This window comes from Mycolicibacterium neoaurum (assembly GCF_036946495.1).
Taxonomy (GTDB): Bacteria; Actinomycetota; Actinomycetes; order Mycobacteriales; family Mycobacteriaceae; genus Mycobacterium; species Mycobacterium neoaurum_B.
The window spans coordinates 731327-754232 of the sequence record NZ_JAQIIX010000002.1; the positions used below are offsets into that span (position 1 = coordinate 731327).

Below are 22906 nucleotides of genomic sequence, written 5' to 3' on the forward strand. Positions count from 1 at the left end.
ACACGCTAGGCGATGGACAGCGCAATACCATCCAGGATGTCGTGCTCGCTGACCACCAGTTCGTCGATTCCGGCTCGGTCTGCCATCACCCGGGCCAGCTCCTGCACCACGATCGCCCCGCCGGCGATCACGTCGGCGCGGCCCTCGTGCATGGGTCCGAGCTCTAGCCGCTGCTGCGCGCTCATCGCGAGCAGGTCCGCGCACACGGTCGACAGGTCACCAAAACCCGTCCTGGACAGATGGATCGCCGCCGGATCGTAGACGGGCAATCGATGCGCCAGCGCCGCCAGCGTCGTGAATGTGCCTGCCACCCCCACCCAGGTGCGCGCCCGTTCCACCGGGACGGCCCGCAATGCCTCGTCCAGCGCTGCGCGCACCACGGTCCGGGCGGCCGCGATCTGCTCTGCGGTGGGCGGGTCCGCGGGCAGGCAACGCTCCTTGATCCGCACGCAGCCGATATTGGCCGAATACGACGCGCTCACCCCGGCACCGTCACCGAGAACGAGTTCGGTGGAACCACCGCCGAGATCGACGACGATGAAGGGCGCACCGGCCGAATCGAGCTCACCGACCGCGCCCCTGAACGACAGCTCGGCCTCCTCGGTCCCGGTGATCACCTCGGCAACCGCGCCGTCGCTGACGGTCCCGAGCAATCGGGCTGTCATGGCGAAGAATTCGTCGCGGTTACCGGCGTCGCGGGCGGCCGATGTGGCGACCATCCGTACCCTGTCCACACCGTGCGCACGCATGAGCGCGACATAGTCGGCCAGTGCGGACTCGGTGCGCGCCAGGGCTTCCGGTGCGAATTCACCGGTGGCGTCGACCCCCTGGCCGAGCCGGACGATGCGCATCTCGCGATGGGTGTCGACCAGTCCGCGTGGACCGCCCTCGGCGATCAGCAGCCGGATGGAGTTGGTACCGCAGTCGATCGCGCCGACCTTCACGCCCACACCTTCCGGTCCAGGATGCCTGCCATCCCTGGTTCGACGGCCAGCACGGCCAGCGCCTCATCCCCGAACGGGTTGAGCCCCGGCCCTTTCGCCAAGGAGTGCGCGATGACCACATGCAGACACTTCACCCGGTCCGGCATCCCGCCGCCGGTGAAATCGGTGCCCAGCGACTCGATGTCGTCGCGCTCGGACAGATAGGACTCGTGTGCGCGCCGGTAGGCGGCCGCCAGCTCCGCATCCTCCGCGAGCCGCTCGGTCATCTCGCGCATCAAACCCGAGGACTCCAGCCTGCTCGCCGCGGCCGTCAGCGCCGGATGGGTCAGGTAGTACAGCGTCGGGAACGGCGTGCCGTCGGGAAGTCTCGGCGCGGTCTTCACCACCGCGGGTTCGCCGTTGGGACAACGGTATGCGATCTCCAGGACACCGCGCGGTTCACGTCCGAGCTGGCGTGCGACGGCGTCCAGGTCGGCCTGCTCAACCACCGGCGGGCACCGGTGCGGGAGCGTTACCGGGCACCGGCGGCGCCGGCGGCGGGGCGGGAGTGATGCCGTGCGGCTGATCGGCGATGGTGTGCCACAGCGAGGTGTACCAGGGATCGGTGTTGATCGCCGTCGGCGCCTCGGGACCGGTATCGGGTTCCACCGCGGCGGTCGGGGGCAGTTGCACCTGGTAGGGAATGTCGCCGGGCATGACGAAGCCCAGCCGTTCGCGTGCCTGCGCGGCGATGAACACCGGGTCGGCGAGCTTGATCTTCTGTTGTTCTAGATCGGCGATCTGTGAACGCAATTGTGCCTCAACCATTTTCAGTTGGTTCATCTCGGTGCGCTGAGCAAAGTAGGTGCGGACGGGTCCGGCGATCGTCAGCGTCAACACACAGACGACGGCGGCCAGGATGGCCGCGCGCCGGGCGGCCGATCCGAAACGCTGTTCGGAATGGGTGTCGGCGGCTTCGGTGACGGAGCGCCGGATGGCGTCGGCAACGGTGTCGGGAGCCCCGGCGTCATCGGCGAAGCCGGCGCCATCCTGGGCCTGGCGGGCGTGGCCACTCTCGATGGCCTTTGGCTCACGGGGTCTGGGCTCGCGAGCCTTGGGCTCACGTCGCACCGACGACCCACGCGGACGGCCCGCTCCGCCCGCCTTGCCCGGCCTGGGGGCAGGGCCGCGGCTTGACTTCCGCTGCGGATCGGGCCGTTTCGCGTCGGGCATGAACCGAAGTTACTGGCTCGCGGGGGTGAACCGCGGGAAGGCCAGGTCACCGGCATAGCGTGCGGCATCACCGAGTGCCTCTTCGATGCGCAGCAGCTGGTTGTACTTGGCCACCCGCTCGCTGCGGGCCGGTGCGCCGGTCTTGATCTGGCCGCTGCCCACGGCGACCGCGAGGTCGGCGATGGTGGTGTCCTCGGTCTCCCCGGACCGGTGACTCATCATGGTGCGGTATCCGCTGTTGTGCGCGAGCGCGACGGCATCGAGGGTCTCGGTGAGCGTCCCGATCTGGTTGACCTTCACCAGCAGTGCGTTGGCCGCACCCTTCTCGATGCCCTCCTCCAACCGTTCCGGGTTGGTGACGAACAGGTCGTCGCCGACGAGCTGCACGCGGTCGCCGATGGCCGTGGTCAGCTCCACCCACCCGTCCCAGTCGTCCTCGGACAGCGGGTCTTCGATCGAGACGAGCGGGTAGGCATCGAGCAGGCCGGCGTAGAAATCGGCCATCTGCGCCGCCGTACGGGTCTCCTTCTCGAAGGCGTAACCCTTGCCCTCGGTGTGGAATTCGGTGGCGGCGACATCCAGCGCCAACGCGACATCGGTGCCCAGCTTCAGCCCGGCTCCCTCGATGGCGGTGGCGATCAGGTCCAGCGCGGCCTTGGTGCCGGGCAGATCGGGGGCGAAACCGCCCTCGTCGCCCAGCCCGGTGGACAGGCCCTGCTTCTTGAGCACCGACTTCAGCGAGTGGTAGACCTCGGCACCCCAGCGCAGCGACTCCTTGAACGTGGGGGCGCCGATCGGGGCGATCATGAACTCCTGAACGTCCACGCCGGTGTCGGCATGTGCGCCGCCGTTGATGATGTTCATCATGGGCACCGGCAGGATGTGGGCGTTCGGGCCACCGACGTAGCGGAACAGCGGCAGCCCGGCCGACTCCGCTGCCGCGCGCGCCACCGCCAGGGACAGACCGAGGATGGCGTTGGCGCCGAGTCGGGACTTGTCCGGGGTGCCGTCGAGGTCCAGCAGCGCCTGATCCACCAGCCGCTGATCGTCGGCCGACAGGCCGATGACGGCGGGGGCGATCTCGTCGAGGACGGCCTCCACGGCCTTCTCGACACCCTTGCCGAGGTAGCGGGGGCCACCGTCGCGCAGCTCGACCGCCTCGTGCTCACCGGTGGATGCGCCGGAGGGCACCGCCGCGCGGGCGACGGTTCCGTCGATCAGGGCCACCTCGACCTCAACGGTCGGGTTACCGCGCGAATCGAGGATCTCGCGAGCTCCGACCTGTTCGATGATGGGCACGGGTTCCTCCTGGAAATCGGTCATGGGCTGGCATGCGAACGGTTAAGAGCCTAAGGGTTGCGCCGCGCCGGTGTGTTCCAGGTCGCCGCAGTTGGCGGTGCCGGGGGCGTGTCGAGACGACATCTAGGACGTCGACGCGTCGGCATAGGTGGTCGCCCAGTCGCGCACATTGCGCGCGTACAGGTTGGACAGGTTGTAGGCCCGCAGCGCCTCCATCCAGCCCCGCGGGGTCGACAGGTCCTTGCCCCGCCAGCACAGGTATCCGGCAGCGGACAGGGCCGCATCGTCGAAGTTGTCGGGGCTGATCACACCGTCGTTGTTGGCGTCGACGCCGTAGAGCCGCCACGTCTCGGGGATGAACTGCATGGGCCCCATCGCCCTGTCCATCGTCGGGTCACCGTCGAGCTCTCCCCCATCGGTGTCCAGGATCTCCATGTTGCCCATGGTGCCGTCGAGTTGGACACCCCGAATGGGCGGTCGCACATCACCATTGGGCGCGATGTCGGCGCCGTTGTAGGTGCCGTGGTGGCTTTCGACCATGCCGATGCCCGCCAGTGTGGGCCAGGCCAGGTTGCATTTGGGATTGACCACCTCGGCAACCCTGGCGGCATAGGCGTAGGCCTGCAGGGCCTGCTCGGGGATGCCCGTCTTGGGCGCCAGTTCGGCGGCCCAGTCCCGCAACTGATCGGCCGGGCGGCCGGCGGCGTTGGTGTCGATGGCAGGCACGGCCGCGCCGCGCGGCGGCGGCACCCCGTCGGGAATGTGTTCCCCGCGGTGCCAGGAACAACTGGAGGCGAGCAACAGCAGCGCTGCAGCGAGGACCAACGCGGCCCGCACCCACCGAGCGCGCCAGAATGCCGTGATCGAGCGGCCGGGGGCCGGCGGCTCCGGGTCGAGCGTCGGCGCCGGGGAGGGCACACTCCCAGCCCCACTCCGCACGTCCGACAAAGCACTCCCTCAAAACCACCCGCTGTGACAACGCAACGGAGTCTCACGCCCCTGGTCAAGAGTAGCGGTGAGGACGCCACCGCTGTTCAATCGTCGACGTTGAGTCAGGTATGCCTACCCAATACTGGTCGAACATGTACTGTGCTCGAAGTCCCACAAGGAGGCCCGATGAAACGGCATTTCGCCTGGCAGCTACCGATCGCCGCGATCGCACTCGTGCTCAGCGCATGTTCGAACGGTGATTCGAACACCGCAACCGAGACCTCGAGCGGCAGTCCGACCTCGGGCGCGTCGACCAGTAGTTCGGCGGCAGCGGCCCCGAATCCGCTGACCGAGAAGGCCGCCGTCGAGTACAAGGCCTACGCCACCGCACAGATCGACGAGCTCGTCGGCGCGGTCAAGGTGTTCACCGACGCGGTCCGCGCCGGCGACCTCAAGGCCGCCCAGGACGCCTACGCACCCTCGCGCGCACCGTGGGAGCGCATCGAGCCCATCGCCGGACTGGTCGAGAAGATCGACGGCAAGATCGACGCCCGCGTCGATGACTTCGCCGGTGTCGACGACCCCGGGTTCACCGGCTGGCACCGGTTGGAATACCTGCTCTTCGAGAAGAACACCACCGAGGGCGGCGCACCCTTCGCCGACCAGCTCGACGCCGATATCGCCGAACTCAAGGCACAGTTCCCGTCCGTCGAGGTCAAGCCGGTCGACGTCGCCACCGGGGCCGCCGAACTGATCGAAGAGGTCTCCGAGGGCAAGATCACCGGCGAAGAGGATCGGTACGCCAAGACCGACCTGTGGGACTTCGACGCCAACGTCCAGGGCGCCCGCGATGCCATCGGCAAGCTCAACCCCGCTCTCGTGCAGGCCGACCCGGCGCTGCTCGGCAAGATCGAGGCCGGTATCAACTCGGTGTACGACACCCTGGGCCCGCTGCGCCGCGGTGATGGCTGGGTGCTGTTCTGCACCGAGAACGACCCGTATCCGTCGGCGCGCTGCCCGGAGGTCACGGTGACCCCCGAGGTGATCGACACGCTCAAATCTGAACTCGCGGGCCTCTCGGAGAACCTCTCCCAGGTCTCGGGAGTGCTCAAACTGCAGTGAGCCGCCGAGGTATCTCGCGGCGCGGGTTCGTGGCCGGGGCGCTGGGCGCCGGTGCGGCCGTCGGCGCGGCCGGCCTGGCGGGTTGCGGCCAGGAACAGGCCGCATCGGTCGACGCGGCGCGGTTCGTCGAATTCGAAGGTGCGCACCAGGCCGGTATCACCGCGCTGCCCATCCCCGAACAGGGGCTGATCGCATCGTTCAACGTGCATGCCAAGAACCGTGCGCAGCTGAAATCGACACTGCAGGAACTGACCGACGAGATCCGCGGTCTGATGGCCGGGCGCCCGCCGGAGCAGCGGGACCCGGCCTACCCGCCGGTGGATTCCGGGATCCTCGGCGAACATCCGCCCCCGGACAACCTGTCGATCGTGGTCGGCGTGGGCGCGTCACTGTTCGACGGCCGGTTCGGCCTCGCCGATCGCAAGCCGCGCGAGCTGGAGACCATGCCGTTCCTGGCCAACGATCGACTCGATCCGAAGCTGTCGCACGGGGACATCTCGATCATCTTCGAATCCGGCCACAACGACACCATGCAGTTCGCGTTGCGTCAGCTCATGCGGCGCACCCGCAGCGATCTGGTGCTCAAGTGGATGATCGACGGCTACGCCCGCGGCATCGGCGCCGGCAAGGCCGCATCCCACGACGGTACGGAGGCGACCACCCCGCGCAATCTGCTGGGTTTCAAGGACGGCACCGCCAACCTCGATGTCAGCGATGGCGCCGTGATGGACCGCCACGTATGGGTGGGTCCCGATGATGTCGGCCCCGGTCGCGAGCCGGAGTGGACGGTCGGGGGCAGCTATCAGGCGGTGCGCATCATCCGCAATTTCGTCGAGTTCTGGGACCGCACCCAACTCGTCGAGCAGGAGGCGCTCATCGGTCGGTCCAAGGTCAGCGGGGCACCGCTGGGCATGTCCGGTGAATTCGACGATCCGGACTATTCCGCCGACCCCGACGGTCTGCGTATCAAGCTCAACGCCCACATCCGGCTGGCCAACCCGCGCACTCCGGAGACCGACGAGAACCTGATCCTGCGCCGTGGGTTCAACTACTCGCGCGGATTCGACGGCGCCGGGCGGCTGGACCAGGGACTGGCCTTCGTCGCCTACCAGCGGAGTCTGCAGAAAGGATTCCTGACCGTGCAGGAGCGTCTCAAGGGCGAGCCGCTGGAGGAATACATCATGCCGGTGGGCGGCGGCTTCTTTTTCGTTCTTCCCGGAGTGACCGGCGCCGACCGCTTCCTCGGCGACACGCTCGTCGACTGAACACCTACTAGGCGTCGTAGTAGAGTCCCGCTGGTGAGCACTCCGACCACACCCGCGCACGGGGTGCGCGCCGTGCTGGTCGGGATCAGTGCCGCCGCCACCACCGTCGGTGCACACGCTGCCGCCGCGGGCACCATCCCGCATGGGGCGGCCCTGATCGCCGCCCTGCTGGTGTGCGCCACCTCTGGTGCCGCCGCGGGCAGCCTCACCGTCGCCGGCCGCTACGCCGGGGTGATCGTGCCGGTGCTGGCGCTGGGTGCCGCACAACTGCTGAGCCACCTGGTGTTGACCGTGGCGGGCGGGCATCACGGCGATATGGGTCTGACACCGTCGATGATCGCGGCGCACGCGTTGGCCGCGGTGCTGCTGGGCAGTGCGATCGCCGCCGTCGAGCATCTGTGCCGGGTATGCGCTTCGGTGCTGTGCTGGCTGCGATTGTTCGCCACCGCGCACGCTCCCGCACCCGCACACCGGGCGCGTCGACGCACCGAGAACGTTGTCGCGCAATCTGTTCTGCTGGCTCCGGGCCTCGGTATGCGGGCCCCGCCGAGGGGTGCCGTCGCGACCGCCTGACGGTCGACGACTCCGACAAATCGAAACGCCCGTGACCGGTCCCCGGTCACGGCGCGCTGCGTGCGTCTGCACACCCCTCTGTCGTTTCCAGCCGAAGGCATGCCATGACCATTCCCGACGACACCGTCGATATCGACCCGACCGACACCACACCACCACCCGCCGCCAAGAACCGAAGAAGTTGGCGCCCCTTCGTGGTTCGCCTGCACTTCTATGCAGGCATCCTGATCGCGCCGTTCATCCTGATCGCCGCGACGACCGGCGGCCTCTATGCCATGGCACCGACGATCGAACGCATCGTCTACGCCGACATCCTGACCGTCACCCCGGCCGGGCAGGCACTGCCGCTGGCCGAACAGGTCACCGCCGCACAGCAGGCATTCCCGGCGCTGACCGTGACCGGTATGCGGCCACCGGCCGCCGCGGACGCATCCACCCGGGTGGAGTTCGCCGACCCCGCACTGGACCCCGAGTTGCTGCGGTCGGTGTTCGTGGACCCCTACACCGGTCGTGTCCTCGGTGACGAGGCCACCTGGCTGGGTTACCTGCCGGTGAGCACCTGGCTCGACGGCTTCCACCGCCACCTCCAGCTCGGCGAACCCGGCCGCGTGTACAGCGAGATAGCCGCCTCCTGGCTGTGGGTGGTGGCCCTCGGCGGGCTCGCACTGTGGCTGACCAAGGCCGCCGCACAGCGACGACAGGGACGGCCTGGCCGCATCCTGCGGGTGGACCGCACCGGCAAAGGCCGCGCCCGCACCATGAATTTCCATGGCGCCACCGGTGTCTGGTTGCTGGCCGGACTGCTGTTCCTGTCCGCCACCGGCATCACTTGGTCCACCTACGCCGGAGAGCATGTCAGCGAGCTGCGCTCGGCGATGGACTGGAAGCGACCGGTGCTGGACACCACGCTGCATCCCGCCGCCGCGGTCGCCGACGGACACACCGGTCACGGTGAGCACCAGGGCCACGGTCAGCACGGCGCCGATATGCCCGCCACCCCGAACGGTGCGATCGACTACGAGGCCGTGCTGCAGGCGGCGGCGACCGCCGGCGTGCACCAGCCCGTCGAACTGGCCCTGCCCACCGAGGCGGGTAACGGGGTGCGGGTGGCCGAGCTGGACAAGCCCTACCGGCTGACCACCAATGTGGCCTCGGTCGACCCGGCCACCAACACGGTCAGCAGCGAGATCGACTACTGGCGCGACTATTCGGTGGTCGCCATGCTGGCCGACTGGGGTATCCGCGGCCATATGGGTCTGCTGTTCGGGTTGGCCAACCAACTGATCCTGCTCGGTGTCGCGGTTGCGCTTATCGCCGTGATCATCGGCGGCTACCGGATGTGGTGGCAGCGCCGCCCGACCCGCGGATCCCGTTGGGCAGTGGGCAGACCACCATTGCGTGGAACGTGGAAGCGACTGTCGCCGTGGGCAATCGGCACCATCGTCGTCGCCGCGGTGGCCATCGGATGGTTCCTGCCGCTGCTGGGGCTCTCGCTGGCCGGCTTCGTCGTGGTCGACGTCCTCGTGGGCGCGGCCAAGGCCCGGAAGGAGAACGCCGATGCGTAAGGCCCTCATCCTCGCCGTGGCCCTGCTGCTGGCGGCGTGCGGCTCCCCCGCCGCGAAGGACTCCCCGATGGCCGAACGCGTGACGGTCACCGACCAGTGGGCCGCCGGTACCGACGGCGGGATGGCCGCGCTGTTCGGCACGTTGTCCAATACCGGCAGCACCGAGGTGCGGATCACCTCGGGCACCTCGCCAGCGGCGGGCATGGTGGAACTGCACGAGGTGACCGGCGCGGCGGGCAGTAAGACCATGCGCCCCAAGGCCGGTGGATTCGTGATCGCCCCGGGTGGCAGCCATGATCTGGCACCGGGTGGCGACCACGTCATGCTGATGGACCTGACCGGGCCGTTGTCACCGGGCAGCGATGTCACCGTCACCCTCGAGTTCGAGGACGGGTCGACGCTGCCGGTCACCGCGCAGGTGCGTGACTTCGCCGGCGCCAATGAGCAGTACCAACCCGGCCACGGCGGCCATGGTTGACGTCAACCGGCGGCGCCTCCTCACCGGAGGCGCCGCCGCCTTGGCCGCCGGTGCCGCGCTGACGCAGTGCAGCGCCGCACATTCGGCGACGGTCGACGGTTTCGGCGGCACGGTGGAGCCCTTTCACGGTGCACATCAGGCCGGGATCGATACGCCGCCGCAGGCACATGCGCTGTTCGTCGCGCTGGATCTGCGCGATGACCCGCACCGCAGCCTGCGCGACACGCTGACCGCCATCCTGCGGTTGTGGAGCGCCGACGCCGCGCGGTTGACCCAGGGCAGGCCGGCGTTGGCCGATACCGAACCCGAACTTGCGCTTCGCCCGGCCCGCCTCACCGTCAGCGTGGGACTCGGCCCTGCGGTGTTCGATCGAATCGGCATGGCGCACAAGCGACCCCCTACGGCGATCGAGATGCCCGCGTTCCGGACCGACCGGCTCGATCCACGGTTCGTCGGCGGCGACATCGTGTTGCAGATCTGCGCCGACGACCCGATGGTGGTCGCCCACACCAGCCGGGTGCTACTGAAGAACGTCCGCGCCATGACGGTGCAGCGTTGGCGGCAGCGCGGTTTCCGCAACGCCCACGGCGCCGACGTGTCCGGGGCGACGATGCGCAATGTCATGGGGCAGGTCGACGGTACCGCGAACCTACGGACCGCGGCCGAGTTGGACCGCTACGTATGGGACGACGGAGCAGCCCAACCATGGTTCGCCGGCGGCACCATCCTGGTGCTGCGAAGGGTGCGCGCCGAGATGGACACCTGGGACGAACTCGACCGCGCCAGCAAGGAATTCGCGGTGGGACGCCGGCTGGACACCGGGGCGCCACTGACCGGAACCCGGGAGAGCGATGTACCCGATCTGGATGCCCGGGTCAACGGAATTCCGGTGATCCCACCGAATTCGCATATCGCGCTGGCACATCACCGCAACGACGATGAGCGGTTCCTGCGTAGGCCGTACAACTACGACGACCCGCCACCAGCAGGTGCGACCACCGACAGTGGGCTGGTGTTCGCCACCTACCTCGCCGATCCGGTGCGCCAATTCATTCCCGTGCAGGCACGGTTGGCCGAGTCCGACGCGATGAATCAGTGGATCACCACGGTGGGTTCGGCGACCTTCGCCATGCTCCCCGGGGTGGACGAGGGCGACTGGCTGGGCTCGGGATTGCTGGCCTGAGCAGACCGTCGAGAAGTGCGCGGGATCGGTCGACGCGTGCGTTCACCGAAGATCATCGGCGGTGAAGCCCCGCTCGAGTCGACCCTTGACGGCCGTCAGATAGCGGGCGGCATCGGCACCGTCGACGGTGCGGTGGTCATAGGACAGTGACAGATAAGCCATGGACCGCACACCGATCTCGAGTTCAGGAGTCTCGCGCCGAATCGGCACCACCCGATCGACCACCGCGCCCACACCGAGAATGGCCGACTGCGGCTGGTTGATGATCGGGGTATCGAACAGTGCCCCTCGACTGCCGGTATTGGTGATGGTGAAGGTGCCGCCGGACAGATCATCAGGTCGTATCGTGCCGAGCCGGACTCGCTCCGCGACCGCGGCAATGCCTTGTGCCAGTTGCACGAGGCTCAAGGCCGCGGCATCGCGGAGCACCGGAACCATCAGCCCTTTGTCGCTGTCGACTGCCATCCCCAGGTGCACGTCGGCGTGGTAGGTGATCTCGGTGCAGTCGGCGTCGAGTGAGGCGTTGAGCACCGGATGCTCGGCGAGCGCTTCCACCGCGGCGGCGACGAAGAACGGCAGGAAGGACAGTTTCACTCCGGCGCGTCGGTGGAAGTCTTCCTTCTCCTGCGAGCGCAGCCAGGCAATGGTGGTGACATCGACCTCGACCACCGTCGTCAACTGTGCCGAGGTCTGCAGTGATTCCAGCATTCGCCGCGCGATCGTCTGACGAATTCGGGGCAGCTTCTGCACCGTCGAGGCCGTGGCCGGCTCCACCGCGACCGATGGTGGCGGATCGACAACCACCGGTGACGGCGCCGGCATCACCTCGGTCGCCGCGGGAACGGGATCCGTGACTTCGGATGCGGCCAGAACGGCCAGCGCCGCCCCGATTTCGACAACCTCATTCTCGGCTGTCAGGATCTCCAGGAGCGTTCCAACGCCCGGCGCGGGGATCTCCGTTTCGACCTTGTCCGTGGACACTTCGAGCAATGGCTCGTCGGGCTCGAAGCGTTCGCCGGCGTTCTTGAGCCACCGGGTGATGGTGACCTCGTTGACGTGATCGCCGAGTGCCGGCAACACCAGCGTGGTGGTGGTTTCTGGATCGGGCATGCCTGTGGTCCCTTTTCTCAGTCGACGAGGTCTAGCGCGGCGCGAACCATGCTGTCCGTGTCGATACCGTGATAGCGGTAGACATCGTCGAGGGATCCGACCTGTCCGAATCGTGTGACGCCGAGCGCCGCGGCCGCAACACGATTGATCCCTGCCAAAAAGGCCAAGGTGTGCGGGTGCCCGTCCAGCACCGTCACCATGGGTACTGCCCTGTCGGGCGGAAACACCTGATCCAGGATCCACGACGGCCCGTCTGCCAGACCGCGGCGCGCTTGCACCGCCTCGAACAACAACCCGGCGCTGGTCACACATACGACGTCGGCATCGAGACCCAACTCCGCCAACCGATCGGCGGCAGCGAGAGTCTCGGTGATCACCGCTCCCACTCCGACCAACATGACCGCAGGCTGCTCGGCCCGGCGGAGCGGATAGGCACCGGCGACAACCTGACGCCGTCGCCGTTCTCGCGCCGCCGGATCCGTCGGAACCCCGGCCAGAGTCTGGTCGACGGGGCGCGTCGAAAGGCGTAGATACGAGGAAGATCCGTCCGGACGGCCCAACCGGGAAATACTGTCGAGCAACGTCCATTCGACATCGACCGCGAAGGCCGGCTCGTAGCTGACACAGCCGGGTTGCTCGATTCCGATCGAGGGGGTCTTGATCGATTGGTGCGCGCCACCCTCGGCAGCGAGGGTGACCCCCGACGGCGTCCCGACCAGGATCGACTGTCCGCCCGCGTAGATGCCGTAGGACCATGGTTCGAGGGCACGCTCGACGAAAGGGTCGTACATCACGCCGATCGGGAACAGCGGCTGCCCCCACCGACTCCAGGTGGCCCCCAGCTCGCCCATCAATCCGACCAGATTCGTCTCGGCGATACCGAGTTCCATGTGTTGTCCGGTGGGCTTCTCCCGCCAGTGCATGATGGTTTCGGCGTCGTCGTCGAACCAGTTTCGCCGTTCGTTCGGCGACCACACGCCCACCTTGTTCAACCAGCCCGCCAAGTTGGTGGTGGACGACACGTCCGGACTGACGGTGACCACACGTTTGGCCGCATCCGGAGCCAGCCGGGACAGGTCGAGCAGCGCTCGTCCCAGCGCGGTCTGCGTCGTCGACACCCCGGCCGGGGTGCGGCCGATGTCCGCGGGAATGACCGGCGCAGTGACCAACTCGACGGACTCTCGGTGCAACCGCTGCGCAGCGGCAGCACAGACCCGACCTGCGATGCTGTCCGGATCGAAGCGCACCCATGGGTGTGCAGGATCCATGCCGAGTTCGGCCGCCAACTGTTCATACTGCTCGATCGTCAACAGTGACGAATGGTTCTGCGGGTGACCCTGGGTGGGCAACCGGTGTCCCTTGATGGTGTAGGCGATGATCACGGTGGGTCGGGTGTCGTCGATCTGTTCGTACGCCCCACGCAGCGTGTCGAGATCGTGGCCGCCGAGATTCCGGATCGCCCGAAGAAGTGTGTCGTCATCGAGGTCGTCCAACAACGACGCAATCTCGCCCGCTTCAGAACCATTGCCGGGCAGACGAACCCGAAGCGCAGCGGCATCACAGCGCAACAAACGCTGGTATTCCGGGTTGGGCATGGTGAGGATTCGGGAGCGTAATGCGCGGCCACCGGCCCGCGTGAACAGGTCCTCCAGGAGTCTGCCGAACATCACGGTGATCACCTGCCACCCGGCGGCCGAGAACATCGCCTCCAGACGGCCTGCCGCGATGTTCGGCACCACGCGGTCCAGAGACTGCCGGTTCAGATCGACGATCCAGACGATTTCGCCGAGTTCGGCCACCGACGTGTCGAGGATCGCCTCCCACACCGCACCCTCATCGAGCTCGGCGTCGCCGACCAGCGAGTACTGCCGACCTGTACCGGCATCACCGAACACGGTGTCCACATAGCGCCGAGCGATCGCTCCCCAGATCGGCGCCGTCGCGCCGATGCCGACCGATCCTGTCGAATAGTCAACCGGATCTGGGTCTTTCGCCCTGCTCGGATACGACTGCAAGCCGCCGAACTCCCGGAGCGTGGCGAGGTATTTCTCCGCCAGCTCACCGAGTAGATAGTTGATGCCGTGCAGAACGGGCGATGCGTGGGGTTTCACCGAGACCCGGTCGCCCGGCCGGAGCTGTTCGAACCACAACGAGGTCATGATCGACACCATCGAGGCACACGATGCCTGATGACCGCCGACCTTCAGACCCGTGGAATTGGGACGGACGCGGTTGGCATGATGAACCATCGCCGTCGACAACCAGAGGACGCGTTTCTCGATCTCCACCAGAGCTTCTCGATCCACGGCGACGGGCGCCTGCAGCGACATGGGTGGGTCGATCGTTCGAACACCGTTCATCATCGTGATCCTTGCCTGTGTGTATCGAGACCGGACCCACCCAGACATCGGTGTGCGTGGGACGGGCCGGAAGTGAGAGGTGCGCGGCCCCTCTGTCGGGCCACATCGCAGTAGCTGTTCGTCGTCGCGGATCTTTTCGGGATCCGTTGCGAGAAATCGTGTTTCAGTTGACCACGGGATCGCACTCCGAACAATACCGATTGCGAGGTTTGAGCATTCTGCGCAACATCGGAGCCCGTCCCCCTACGGGGATTGTCACAATGCCACGACAGTCCACCATCGACCCACCAGGTCGCGCTTTGGACACCGGGCCCGACACGCGTCCGGCCACGTGGATCAAAAGTTAACGCGTATTAACTTCAGAGGAACACGAACGAAGCGATCCACATGTTGCATGTACAGACGTAGCCACCACCCTTCAGCGGCGAAACAAGCTGCTAAATAGCACAATTTCGGTGACAGGAGTCATTGTTCGACGCCAGGATCGACCCCAGTGTTGACAACATCACACCGCGACCCTAAGTTAGTGCTACGTCACATCCGAGGAAAGAGCTCATCGTGACCCACCTACTCATGGTGCCGACACATTCCGCAGTCGCGGAACACGTCTCGACCACGAGCGCCACTCCGTGACGGTGCAACCATCCGAGCGATGCAATCCCCATCCAGGCATCGTTGACCGCGCCGATATGACGAGAAGCGTTCCTGAACAAGCTTTCCCGATGATCTCGTCCGGGTTCGGCAGATCGCTGTTGTCAGCGACCGCCGGAGCATCACGACAGCAGACACGTCACTGCCGCTGACGACGCCGCGCTCAGGCGCAGCGGTTCCAGCGTCGACCGCCCGACACATTCACCCCGTAACTCAATGACCATGACTGACGATGACCATGACTGACGAGGACAAGCTTCATGCATCTACGTGAACTGCGCACCGCGGACCATACGAACGGAGCACGGGCAAGCGCAATCATCGCGACGGCGGTTTCGTGCGTCGCGGCATTCAAGGGCCTCAACGAATCGGTGACACCACCGGCACTGCCCATCTTGCAGAACGAATTCCACGTGCCCAGTTCGACGATCTCTTGGGTCCTCACCGGCGTACTGCTGACCGGAACCATCGCGACACCGATCGTGAGCCGGCTCGGCGAAGTGTGGGACAAGCGCAGGGCATTGTTGGGCGTATTGGCGATCGTCGCCGCGGGTACGCTGATATCGGCGCTGTCGATATCCATCGAGATGTTGATCGCGGGCCAGCTTCTCCAGGGCATCGGGCTGAGCACCGCCCCACTGGCCATCGGCATCATTCGGGACACGCAAGGTGAAGCCAGGACCAAGCATGCCAACGGGTTGATGGTCGGCGCCATCTTCGGCAGCACCGCGGCCGGAACCATGATTGCCGGTCCGATCGCCGATCACCTCTCATATCGCTGGTTGTTCTGGGTGCCGTTCCTTGCCTTGCTGGGGTGCATGACCGCCGTCTGGCTCCTGGTCCCTCCTACACCGCGGACCGGCCGCGACCGGGCGCGGGTGGACCTGGCAGGCGGCGCGCTGCTGGCCTTGGGCCTCGCGGCTGTCTTGCTCGCGTTGACATTCGCACCCGCGTGGGGCTGGTTGTCATCCGGATTCTTCCTCCTGCTCGGCGCCGGGGTTGTCACACTCTTTCTCTTTGTCCTCGTCGAACTGGCCGTTGACGAACCACTCGTCGATCTCCGGTTGATGCGCAGTTTCACCGTGGTGGCCGCATCGGGGCTGATGTTCTTGGCCGGCTACTGCATCAACGCGATTCTGTTCTGTGTTCCCATGCAGATGCAGTTGCCCGCATCGACCGGCTACGGGCTCGGTGCCTCGGCAACGGTGACCGCTCTGCTGCTGGTGTCGGCGATGCTGATAGGCCTCACCGCCCCGTTCATTTCCGCCCTGGACAGAGCCATCGGTTCCCGAATCCCGTCGGCGATCGGTCCGGTCGCGATCATCGCAGGCGCACTGGTGATGCTCATGCTGGGACAAAGCGGCAGCATCACGGTCATCTTCATCGCCACCTTGGCCGTGAACTTCGGGCTGAGCGTCGCGATGACCCAATCCCTGAACCTTGTCATCAATGGCGTCCCAGCCGAAAAAGTCACGCAATTCAACGGATTGAACTTCGCGATTCAAGCCGTTGCGGGGACCGTCGGCGCCCAGGTATCCGGTGCTGTACTCACCGTGGAACCGGATGCGGTGCCGAGTTGGAACGCATTCGGTATATCGTGGGCCGCATCGGGCACACTGGCGATCGCGGTCCTGGCCCTTGTCCTGGCGGTACGCACGCCGAAGACTCCCGAGCGCCGTCCCGACCTCCGGTAGCGCCGCTCTACGGAATTGCGGTGAGCGCCTGAATCGCCGCGTAGGACATCGTCGACACGATGGCCCCGTGGTCGAGACCCTTGTTCAGGGTGGACACCGCATTGAGCATGGAGAACACGGACTGGGTGAGCAGGCGAACCTGTGGTTCGGACAGGTCCGGCCGCAGTGGGGAAACCGTCGAGATCCACTCCTCGGCATAGAGATTCATCTCACGGCGGATCCGGCGGCGATCCGCCTCGGGAAACGCGTGTTCGTTCTTGTGGAAGATCAACGGGGTCGGCGGCGCGTCGATGACGGACAAGATGTGATGCTCGACCATGATCGCCAGGGCCGTCGCCGGATCAGGCTGGGACTCCACCGTCGCGCGCGCAAACCGATGAAGCGATTTCAGGTCCTTTTCCACCACCGCGATGAGCAGCGCCTGCTTGTTCTGAAAATGCCGATAGAGCGCGGGGCCGGAAATGCCGGCCTTCGCGCAGATCATGTCCACGGTGACCGAGTCGTAGCCGTTGTGCAGAAACAATTCTGCGGCAACCGCAAGCAGCTTCTCCCGCCGCGGCGAATCGGTCGCGGTGGCTTCGGCTGCCACCTTCTCAGATGTCATAGCTCCACACGGTAACCCCGGGAACACCGATGCTCCGCATCGTGGGTGCCCCGAATCCCTTTCGACTCCCACTCTGCGTCGCGGGAGCATTCCTCGACGATGTCATCGCGTGACACACGTTAACACGCATTAACATCAATCGCCGCGAGCCCCGGCCCGAGACGACTGCGCTCACACCCGGCCAGGATGTTTCGATTGCATTACATAAATGGGCTTTTAGCTGCCTATATGCGACTCTTTGCCACGCCACACCGCCCCGTTTCACGCTTTCGCCATTGACAGACGGGACCGCTGGATTTAGGTTAATGATCACTCACACGCGGAAGGATCCAACGATGCGGTTCATCTTCATGAGCGAAGCCGAGACGGCGCCGGGCCACACTCACGAGCATCGCTACCGGGAATTGATCGACGAGGTATTGCTGGCCGAGGAAGTGGGTTTCGATGCGTTCGGCACATCGGAGCAGCACGTGGCAATCGGCACGGCCACCACGTCCGCACCCGAGGTCATCTACCCCTACCTGATGGCGCTGACCAGCAGGATCAGATTCGTCCACCTGGTCACACTGTTGCCGACGCGCATCAACCACGCACTCCGGGTCGCCGAGCGACTGGCGACCGAAGACATCCTGTCCAACGGCAGGGTCGAGCTCGGTGTCGGCCGGGGCAACACCACCCTCGCCCTGCGTGCGTTCGAAGTGTCGCCGGCCGAGAACAAGGCGCAGCAGCTCGAAGGCCTCGAGGTGATCCGCCGCGCGTTACACAACGACATCTTCTCCTTCGTCGGCGAGCACTACAAGATTCCGCCGCGCGGACTGGTCCCCAGGGGCATTCAACTGCCGTATCCACCGATTCACATGGCCGCCGGCAGCCCCGAATCCGTAAGAGCTGCAGCCGAACTCGGTGTCGGCGCCATCGTCGGTGGATTCTACCTCGGATTCGATTTCCTGGAGAACATGCTCGGCATCTATGACGAGGCACTTGCCGCCGCCACCCACACCTATCCCCTACAGGCCGAAAAACTGGTGGCCGTTGCCGGCGGCATGCACTGCGCGCAAACGCGCGAAGAGGCCCATCGGTGGGCACGCCACCTGACCGAAACGGTCGCACTGTCGACAGACGCCTATGAGCGTTTGTCGAAGCTCTCGGCGGACTACCAGTACATGGGCGCGGTCAAGAACATCGATTTCAGCGATGAGCGCTACATGTTCGAAGACTCGGCCGGTTTCATCGTCGGGGATCCCGACGACTGCATCGCGCAGGTGCAGCGGTATGTGGATCTGGGTGCCGATGCCCTGGTCATGCGCATCGACGGCCTGCCGCACGCCGAATTGATGAAGTCGATCGAGCTTTTCGGCAAGTACGTCATCCCGAAGTTCAAGAACCCACGTGCCGTGGTTCGTCCCGCCGAGGCAATCCTGGATGACATCCGCGGCCTGCGGCCCGCTCACTACGCCGAGCTCGAAGCGTTCACATCTGCACATGCCATGAACGGCAACACCATCCAGGTTGGAGAAAGCCGATGAACACGACAGCAACCGATGACATCTACAGTCGTTACCCCGATGAGATCCTGATCGAGCGAAAGCCCAACGGGGTGTTGCTGATCACGCTGAATCGCCCGGATCAGTTGAACTCCCTGACGATGCCCATGTTCGAATACATGGCTGATATCTGGATCGATATCGACCGTGACCCCCTGACCAAAGTCGCCGTCATCACCGGCGCCGGCCGCGGATTCTGCACGGGGATGGATGTTTCGCAGCCGGACCCGAGCCTCGATGACGCCATCGCACTGATGGAGGTGGAACGGCGTCGGCTTTCCGCGCTGCTCAACATGGACAAACCGCTCATCTCCGCGATCAACGGGCCCGCCGTGGGCTGGGGCCTATCCATGGGACTGCTTGCCGATATCAGCGTCGCGGCCGAGGATGCAATCCTGATGGACGGCCACACCCGGGTCGGAGTAGTCGCCGGTGATCACTCCTCACTGATCTGGCCACTCTTGGTCGGGATGGCCAAAGCAAAGTACTACCAGCTGACCTCGACACGGCTCACCGGACGAGAAGCCGAGCGCATCGGGCTGGTCAGCATCACCGAACGCCCCGAGGCCGTGCTGGATCGCGCGCTGGCGATCGCCGACGACCTGGCACGCGGATCCCAACAGGCCATCCGCTGGACAAAGCGCTCGTTGAACACCGGTTGGCTCACCAATGCGCTTCCTCAACAGGAGCTCTCAGCGGCACTGGAGACCCTCGGGTTCGCCGGAGCCGATTATCTCGAAGCTCGGCAAGCCTTCCGTCAGGGGCGCACGCCCGTGTTTCCTTCCGCCGGTGGCCAGGGCGTGCAACCCGCCGCAACCGACCGCGCCACCGTCGGCTGAGCAAGCGATGACCAGTCCCGAGGACATGCCACTGACCGGGCTCACCCTCGACGATCACGACGGGGTGCTCGTGGTCACGCTGAACCGCCCGCCGGCCAACGCACTGAACCGCTCCGTCATCGGTGAACTGACGCACCTTTTCGCCAGGCTCACCACATCTGCCGACGCCCCCGCGGTGGTCCTCACCGGCCACGGCGAGCGATTCTTCAGCGCCGGAGGCGATATCAAAGAACTCGAAGGGGTCGCTGCCGATCAGATCGACGGACGGATGCGAGATTTCCACTCGTTGCTGACGGTGCTGGACCGGTATCCTCGTCCGGTGATCGGTGCCATCAATGGGTACTGCGTCGGCGGCGGCGTCGAGATCGCACTCTTCGCCGACACCGTGTTGGCGGTCGAGCATGCACAGTTCGGCTTCCCGGAGATCAAGCACGGACTCCTCCCGGCCGACAAAGGCATCCAGCGCGCCATCCAGATCCTCGGGGTGCGCACCACCCGCGCGATGTTGTTGTCGGGCGAGCTTTTCGGTGTGCAGCGCGCCGCCGCACTCGGTCTCGTCGACACGATCGTCGGCTCAGCACAGCTGCTACCGTCCGCCGTCGCCGTCGCCCAGGAGGCAGCAGCCAAGGCGCCCGTACTCTACCGCGCACTCAAGCGCAGCGTGAACGGTCCGGACGACGCCCAGGACGAGAAGTCTCTGCGCCGTACCCTGGACGACGCCGCCGCCTATTTCGACGATCCCGTCGCCCGCGCCCTGCGCGGGGGTTGGAGCGTCCAGCGCAATCGAGCACGTACGCACGCAGCCACATCACAGCCGCATGTCGAGCGGCCGGCAGAGGAATCACTTTGATGGCATCAGATACTCCCGCTTCATCGCACCCGGTACCGGTACTCCGCGACGTGTCGCGGTTCGAGGCGGTGCCACGAACCTTCGCCCAGCTGCTGCACGACCGAGCCCGACACGAGCCCGACACGGTCGCCTTCTACACCTGGGAATCAGGTGCCCAACAGCCCACCACCTGGGCTGAGTACGCCGACTCCGTGCGTCGGGTCGCGCTCGAACTGGACAGTGTCGGAGTCGGTGCGGGTGACCGGGTAGCCATCATGTCGTCGGCGCGCGCTGAGTGGGTGGTGGCCGCATTGGCCATCCTCAGCGTGAACGCCGTTCTGGTCGGGGTGTATCCGACAAGCTCGCAACAGGAGCTCGCACAGGTACTCGAAACGTGCGGCGTGTCGGCGGTTTTCGCGGAAGGCCAACCTGCTCTCGAAAAGGTGGCCGCGATAGCGCCCCGGCTGGACACCCTGCGCGCGGTGATCGGGTTCGAGACACAGCCCGCAGGCATGCCCGACAACGTCTCGGTCAGCGGGTGGCATTCGCTCCTCGCTGCCGGCGGGGCGCGGGCAGCCGCCGAGCCCACCCGGTTCGCCGATCTGGTGGCGGACGGCGATATCGACCAACCAGCGGTCCTGTTCTCCACATCGGGGTCCACCGGAATTCCCAAGGGGGTCGTGCACACCCACCGCACGCTGCAGTACTCGGTGCTGGCTGTGGCAATGACGTACCCGGATATCGGTCGCACCCGCCACGACCTCGTCGGGTTCCTCGGCCTGTCACACGTAGCTCCCGCCCTCATGGGGGTTTTCGCACCGATCATGACCAAGCTCGTGATCACCTACTGCACGATGGAACAGCGCTTGCCCGCCCTCACCGGGGTGCGCCCGACCGCCGTGGTCTGGCCGCCCCGCATGCACGAGAAGCTGGCCAGCGAGGTTCTGCAGACGGTCACACATTCGGGACGGTTCTTCGGTATCAAGTACGCGGCGGCAATGCAGATCGCCCGACGCGTCGGCGCACACAGATGGGCAGATCGCCGGCCGCCCCGATACCTCGATGTGCTCTATGGCATCTGCCTGAGGGCAGTGTTCCTGCCGCTGCGCGCGAGGGTCGGAATGGACCGGATCAGCGTCAGCTGGACCGCCTCGGGCAGCATGTCCCCCGATGTGGCCGCGCTGTGGCACATGTGGGGCCTCGATCTGCGCGAGCTCTACGGCACGACGGAGACCTGCGGTGCAGTCCTTGCCCAGTGGGACCGGACCTTTCCCAGACCCGGCACCATCGGCAAGAACATGCCGGATCCGCGCTGGGCGGTGCGTGTGTCCCCCGACGGTGAGCTGCAGGTGCGCACGCCGAGTCTGTTCACCGGTTATTGGAACGACCCACAGGCAACATCGGAAGCGGTACACGACGGGTGGTACAGCACCGGGGACCTCGTCGAATTCGACGCAGATGCCGAGGTGAAGATCATCGGCCGGTCCAAGGACCTGATCAAGACCAGCGGCGGTAAATCGGTCAGCCCGCAGCCGATCGAGGTGAAGCTGAAATCCAGTCCGCTGCTGGAAGAAGCCATCGTGGTGGGTGAGGGACGCAAGTACCTCACTGCACTGCTGGCCGTCAGCGCGAAAACCCGGTCGATGAGCGCCGATGAGCGCGATATCCTGCTGCGCCGCTGGATCGAGGGAGTCAACGCTGAACTCTCCCGACCGTTGCAGATCAAGGACTTCCGGGTGATTCCGCGAGAACTGTCGCCCGAAGCGGGTGAGCTCACGCTCAAGGGCACCATCCGCCGCGCCAATGTGGTTGCCTCGTTCGCCGACCTCGTCGACGAGATGTACGACGGGAGCGAACACGACGTCATCGCCGGCCAGGCGCGCTTCATCGGGGGCGACCGTGCCTAGCATCGACACAACCCCGGGTGGGGAAGTACGCATCGAGTACCTCACGAGCCCGGAGATCGGCGATGCCGTGGCGGCGGGATACCGCACGGCGATCCTGCCCTTGGCCGCAATCGAACAACACGGCGGCCATCTCCCGCTGTCCGTGGATGCCGATCATGCAGACGAGCTCGCCGTTCTGATCGCCCGCCGGCTCGGTGATGCATTGGTGCTTCCGACCGTCAGAGTCGGATACTCACCGCATCATCTGGAATTCGCCGGGACGCTGTCCCTTCGAGCGTCGACGCTGGAGTCGATCTGTGTCGATTACACGGCCCATCTCGCCCAGCACGGGTTCGAGCGGGTCATCCTGTTCTCCGGGCACATCGGAAACTACTCTGTGATGCGGGATTTCGAGTCCCGTCTCCAGCAGCAACTGGCTCCGTTGACTGTCATCGTGTTCACCGATGCCGCGGCGATACTGGACTCCTGGCGACTCTGCGCGGCGCGGGTCGCCGGAATGGGTGACAATGTCGGCGGGCACGCAGACATCGCCGAAACCTCGGTGATGCTGGTGCTGGATCCGGGCAAGGTGCGCAGCGAGCGGTTCGCGCCCGGACGCCCCGTCGGCACCGACCGCACCATCGTGGACGCGGCCATGCGAAACGGAGTTCACTCGGTCTCGCCCAACGGCATACTCGGCGATCCGGCCGGATCCTGCGCGGCGATCGGGACCGCCTGCCTGGAGACGGTCTCGGCGTTGATCGCCGATTATGCGCGCGAACGTGGCGCCTGACCTCCACCGGCAGCCATCCGACCGG

The 22906-nt window shown here is 66.0% G+C and carries 20 protein-coding genes; 12 read left to right on the forward strand and 8 right to left on the reverse strand.

The features are described 5' to 3' along the window. Positions 1–5: 5 nt before the first annotated feature. From PGN27_RS08925 to PGN27_RS08945, 5 genes are all read right to left on the reverse strand, one after another. Entirely contained in the window at positions 6–950 is a 945-nt protein-coding gene (locus tag PGN27_RS08925; protein ID WP_335325808.1) for a Ppx/GppA phosphatase family protein, read from the reverse strand. Continuing rightward, positions 941–1432 (reverse strand): DUF501 domain-containing protein, encoded by a 492-nt coding sequence (locus tag PGN27_RS08930; protein WP_335325809.1) that lies wholly within the window; start codon positions 1430–1432, stop codon positions 941–943. The genes PGN27_RS08925 and PGN27_RS08930 overlap by 10 nt, the downstream gene beginning before the upstream one ends. Further along, positions 1425–2156, reverse strand: coding sequence for an FtsB family cell division protein (locus tag PGN27_RS08935; protein WP_335325810.1), 732 nt, complete (start codon positions 2154–2156; stop codon positions 1425–1427). The genes PGN27_RS08930 and PGN27_RS08935 overlap by 8 nt, the downstream gene beginning before the upstream one ends. 9 nt (positions 2157–2165) lie before the next feature. Next, positions 2166–3455, reverse strand: coding sequence for a phosphopyruvate hydratase (gene eno, locus PGN27_RS08940; RefSeq protein WP_335328675.1), 1290 nt, complete (start codon positions 3453–3455; stop codon positions 2166–2168). A 123-nt stretch (positions 3456–3578) separates the two neighbouring features. Next, positions 3579–4319 carry a lytic transglycosylase domain-containing protein gene (locus PGN27_RS08945; protein ID WP_335328676.1) on the reverse strand — a complete coding sequence of 247 codons (741 nt, stop codon included), beginning with the start codon at positions 4317–4319 and terminating at the stop codon, positions 3579–3581. 252 nt (positions 4320–4571) lie between these two features. Between PGN27_RS08945 and PGN27_RS08950 the strand changes: the two genes are divergently transcribed. The 6 genes from PGN27_RS08950 (at position 4572) to PGN27_RS08975 (ending at position 10571) form a co-directional block, all read left to right on the forward strand. Next, positions 4572–5507, forward strand: coding sequence for an EfeM/EfeO family lipoprotein (locus tag PGN27_RS08950; RefSeq protein ID WP_335325811.1), 936 nt, complete (start codon positions 4572–4574; stop codon positions 5505–5507). Continuing rightward, positions 5504–6772 (forward strand): Dyp-type peroxidase, encoded by a 1269-nt coding sequence (locus PGN27_RS08955; protein WP_335325812.1) that lies wholly within the window; start codon positions 5504–5506, stop codon positions 6770–6772. Before PGN27_RS08950 ends, PGN27_RS08955 begins: the two co-directional genes overlap by 4 nt. 33 nt (positions 6773–6805) lie before the next feature. Beyond that, the gene (locus PGN27_RS08960; RefSeq protein ID WP_335325813.1) at positions 6806–7345 is read left to right on the forward strand and encodes a hypothetical protein; all 540 of its coding nucleotides are present in this window, start codon (positions 6806–6808) and stop codon (positions 7343–7345) included. A 104-nt stretch (positions 7346–7449) separates the two neighbouring features. Then, positions 7450–8910 (forward strand): PepSY-associated TM helix domain-containing protein, encoded by a 1461-nt coding sequence (locus PGN27_RS08965; RefSeq protein ID WP_335325814.1) that lies wholly within the window; start codon positions 7450–7452, stop codon positions 8908–8910. Next, a complete protein-coding gene (locus tag PGN27_RS08970; protein ID WP_335325815.1) occupies positions 8903–9388 on the forward strand; it encodes a copper chaperone PCu(A)C in 486 nt (161 codons plus the stop codon). The genes PGN27_RS08965 and PGN27_RS08970 overlap by 8 nt, the downstream gene beginning before the upstream one ends. After that, entirely contained in the window at positions 9351–10571 is a 1221-nt protein-coding gene (locus tag PGN27_RS08975) for a Dyp-type peroxidase (RefSeq protein ID WP_335325816.1), read from the forward strand. Before PGN27_RS08970 ends, PGN27_RS08975 begins: the two co-directional genes overlap by 38 nt. A 42-nt stretch (positions 10572–10613) precedes the next feature. On the opposite strand, the gene PGN27_RS08980 is transcribed toward PGN27_RS08975, so the two are convergent. Together PGN27_RS08980 and PGN27_RS08985 are read right to left on the reverse strand one after the other, a co-directional pair. Continuing rightward, complete coding sequence (locus tag PGN27_RS08980; protein WP_335325817.1) at positions 10614–11681, reverse strand: 2-oxo acid dehydrogenase subunit E2; 1068 nt, start codon at positions 11679–11681, stop codon at positions 10614–10616. Between the two features lie 17 nt (positions 11682–11698). Further along, entirely contained in the window at positions 11699–14041 is a 2343-nt protein-coding gene (locus PGN27_RS08985; protein ID WP_418888572.1) for a thiamine pyrophosphate-binding protein, read from the reverse strand. Positions 14042–14952: 911 nt separating this feature from the next. Between PGN27_RS08985 and PGN27_RS08990 the strand changes: the two genes are divergently transcribed. After that, positions 14953–16386 carry an MFS transporter gene (locus tag PGN27_RS08990; RefSeq protein ID WP_335325818.1) on the forward strand — a complete coding sequence of 478 codons (1434 nt, stop codon included), beginning with the start codon at positions 14953–14955 and terminating at the stop codon, positions 16384–16386. A gap of 7 nt (positions 16387–16393) precedes the next feature. On the opposite strand, the gene PGN27_RS08995 is transcribed toward PGN27_RS08990, so the two are convergent. Beyond that, a complete protein-coding gene (locus PGN27_RS08995; protein ID WP_335325819.1) occupies positions 16394–16990 on the reverse strand; it encodes a TetR/AcrR family transcriptional regulator in 597 nt (198 codons plus the stop codon). 335 nt (positions 16991–17325) lie between these two features. On the opposite strand from PGN27_RS08995, the gene PGN27_RS09000 reads away from it, so the two are divergent. From PGN27_RS09000 to PGN27_RS09020, 5 genes are read left to right on the forward strand one after another with little or no spacing between them, the layout of a single operon-like run. After that, the gene (locus tag PGN27_RS09000) at positions 17326–18516 is read left to right on the forward strand and encodes an LLM class flavin-dependent oxidoreductase (RefSeq protein WP_335325820.1); all 1191 of its coding nucleotides are present in this window, start codon (positions 17326–17328) and stop codon (positions 18514–18516) included. Then, positions 18513–19373, forward strand: coding sequence for an enoyl-CoA hydratase-related protein (locus tag PGN27_RS09005; protein ID WP_335325821.1), 861 nt, complete (start codon positions 18513–18515; stop codon positions 19371–19373). The genes PGN27_RS09000 and PGN27_RS09005 overlap by 4 nt, the downstream gene beginning before the upstream one ends. Positions 19374–19380: 7 nt before the next feature. Continuing rightward, positions 19381–20223: an enoyl-CoA hydratase/isomerase family protein gene (locus PGN27_RS09010; RefSeq protein WP_335325822.1), complete on the forward strand. Its 843-nt coding sequence runs from the start codon at positions 19381–19383 to the stop codon at positions 20221–20223. Further along, entirely contained in the window at positions 20223–22109 is a 1887-nt protein-coding gene (locus tag PGN27_RS09015; RefSeq protein ID WP_335325823.1) for an AMP-dependent synthetase/ligase, read from the forward strand. The genes PGN27_RS09010 and PGN27_RS09015 overlap by 1 nt, the downstream gene beginning before the upstream one ends. Next, positions 22102–22881 carry a creatininase family protein gene (locus tag PGN27_RS09020; RefSeq protein WP_335325824.1) on the forward strand — a complete coding sequence of 260 codons (780 nt, stop codon included), beginning with the start codon at positions 22102–22104 and terminating at the stop codon, positions 22879–22881. Before PGN27_RS09015 ends, PGN27_RS09020 begins: the two co-directional genes overlap by 8 nt. Positions 22882–22906 lie beyond the last annotated feature (25 nt).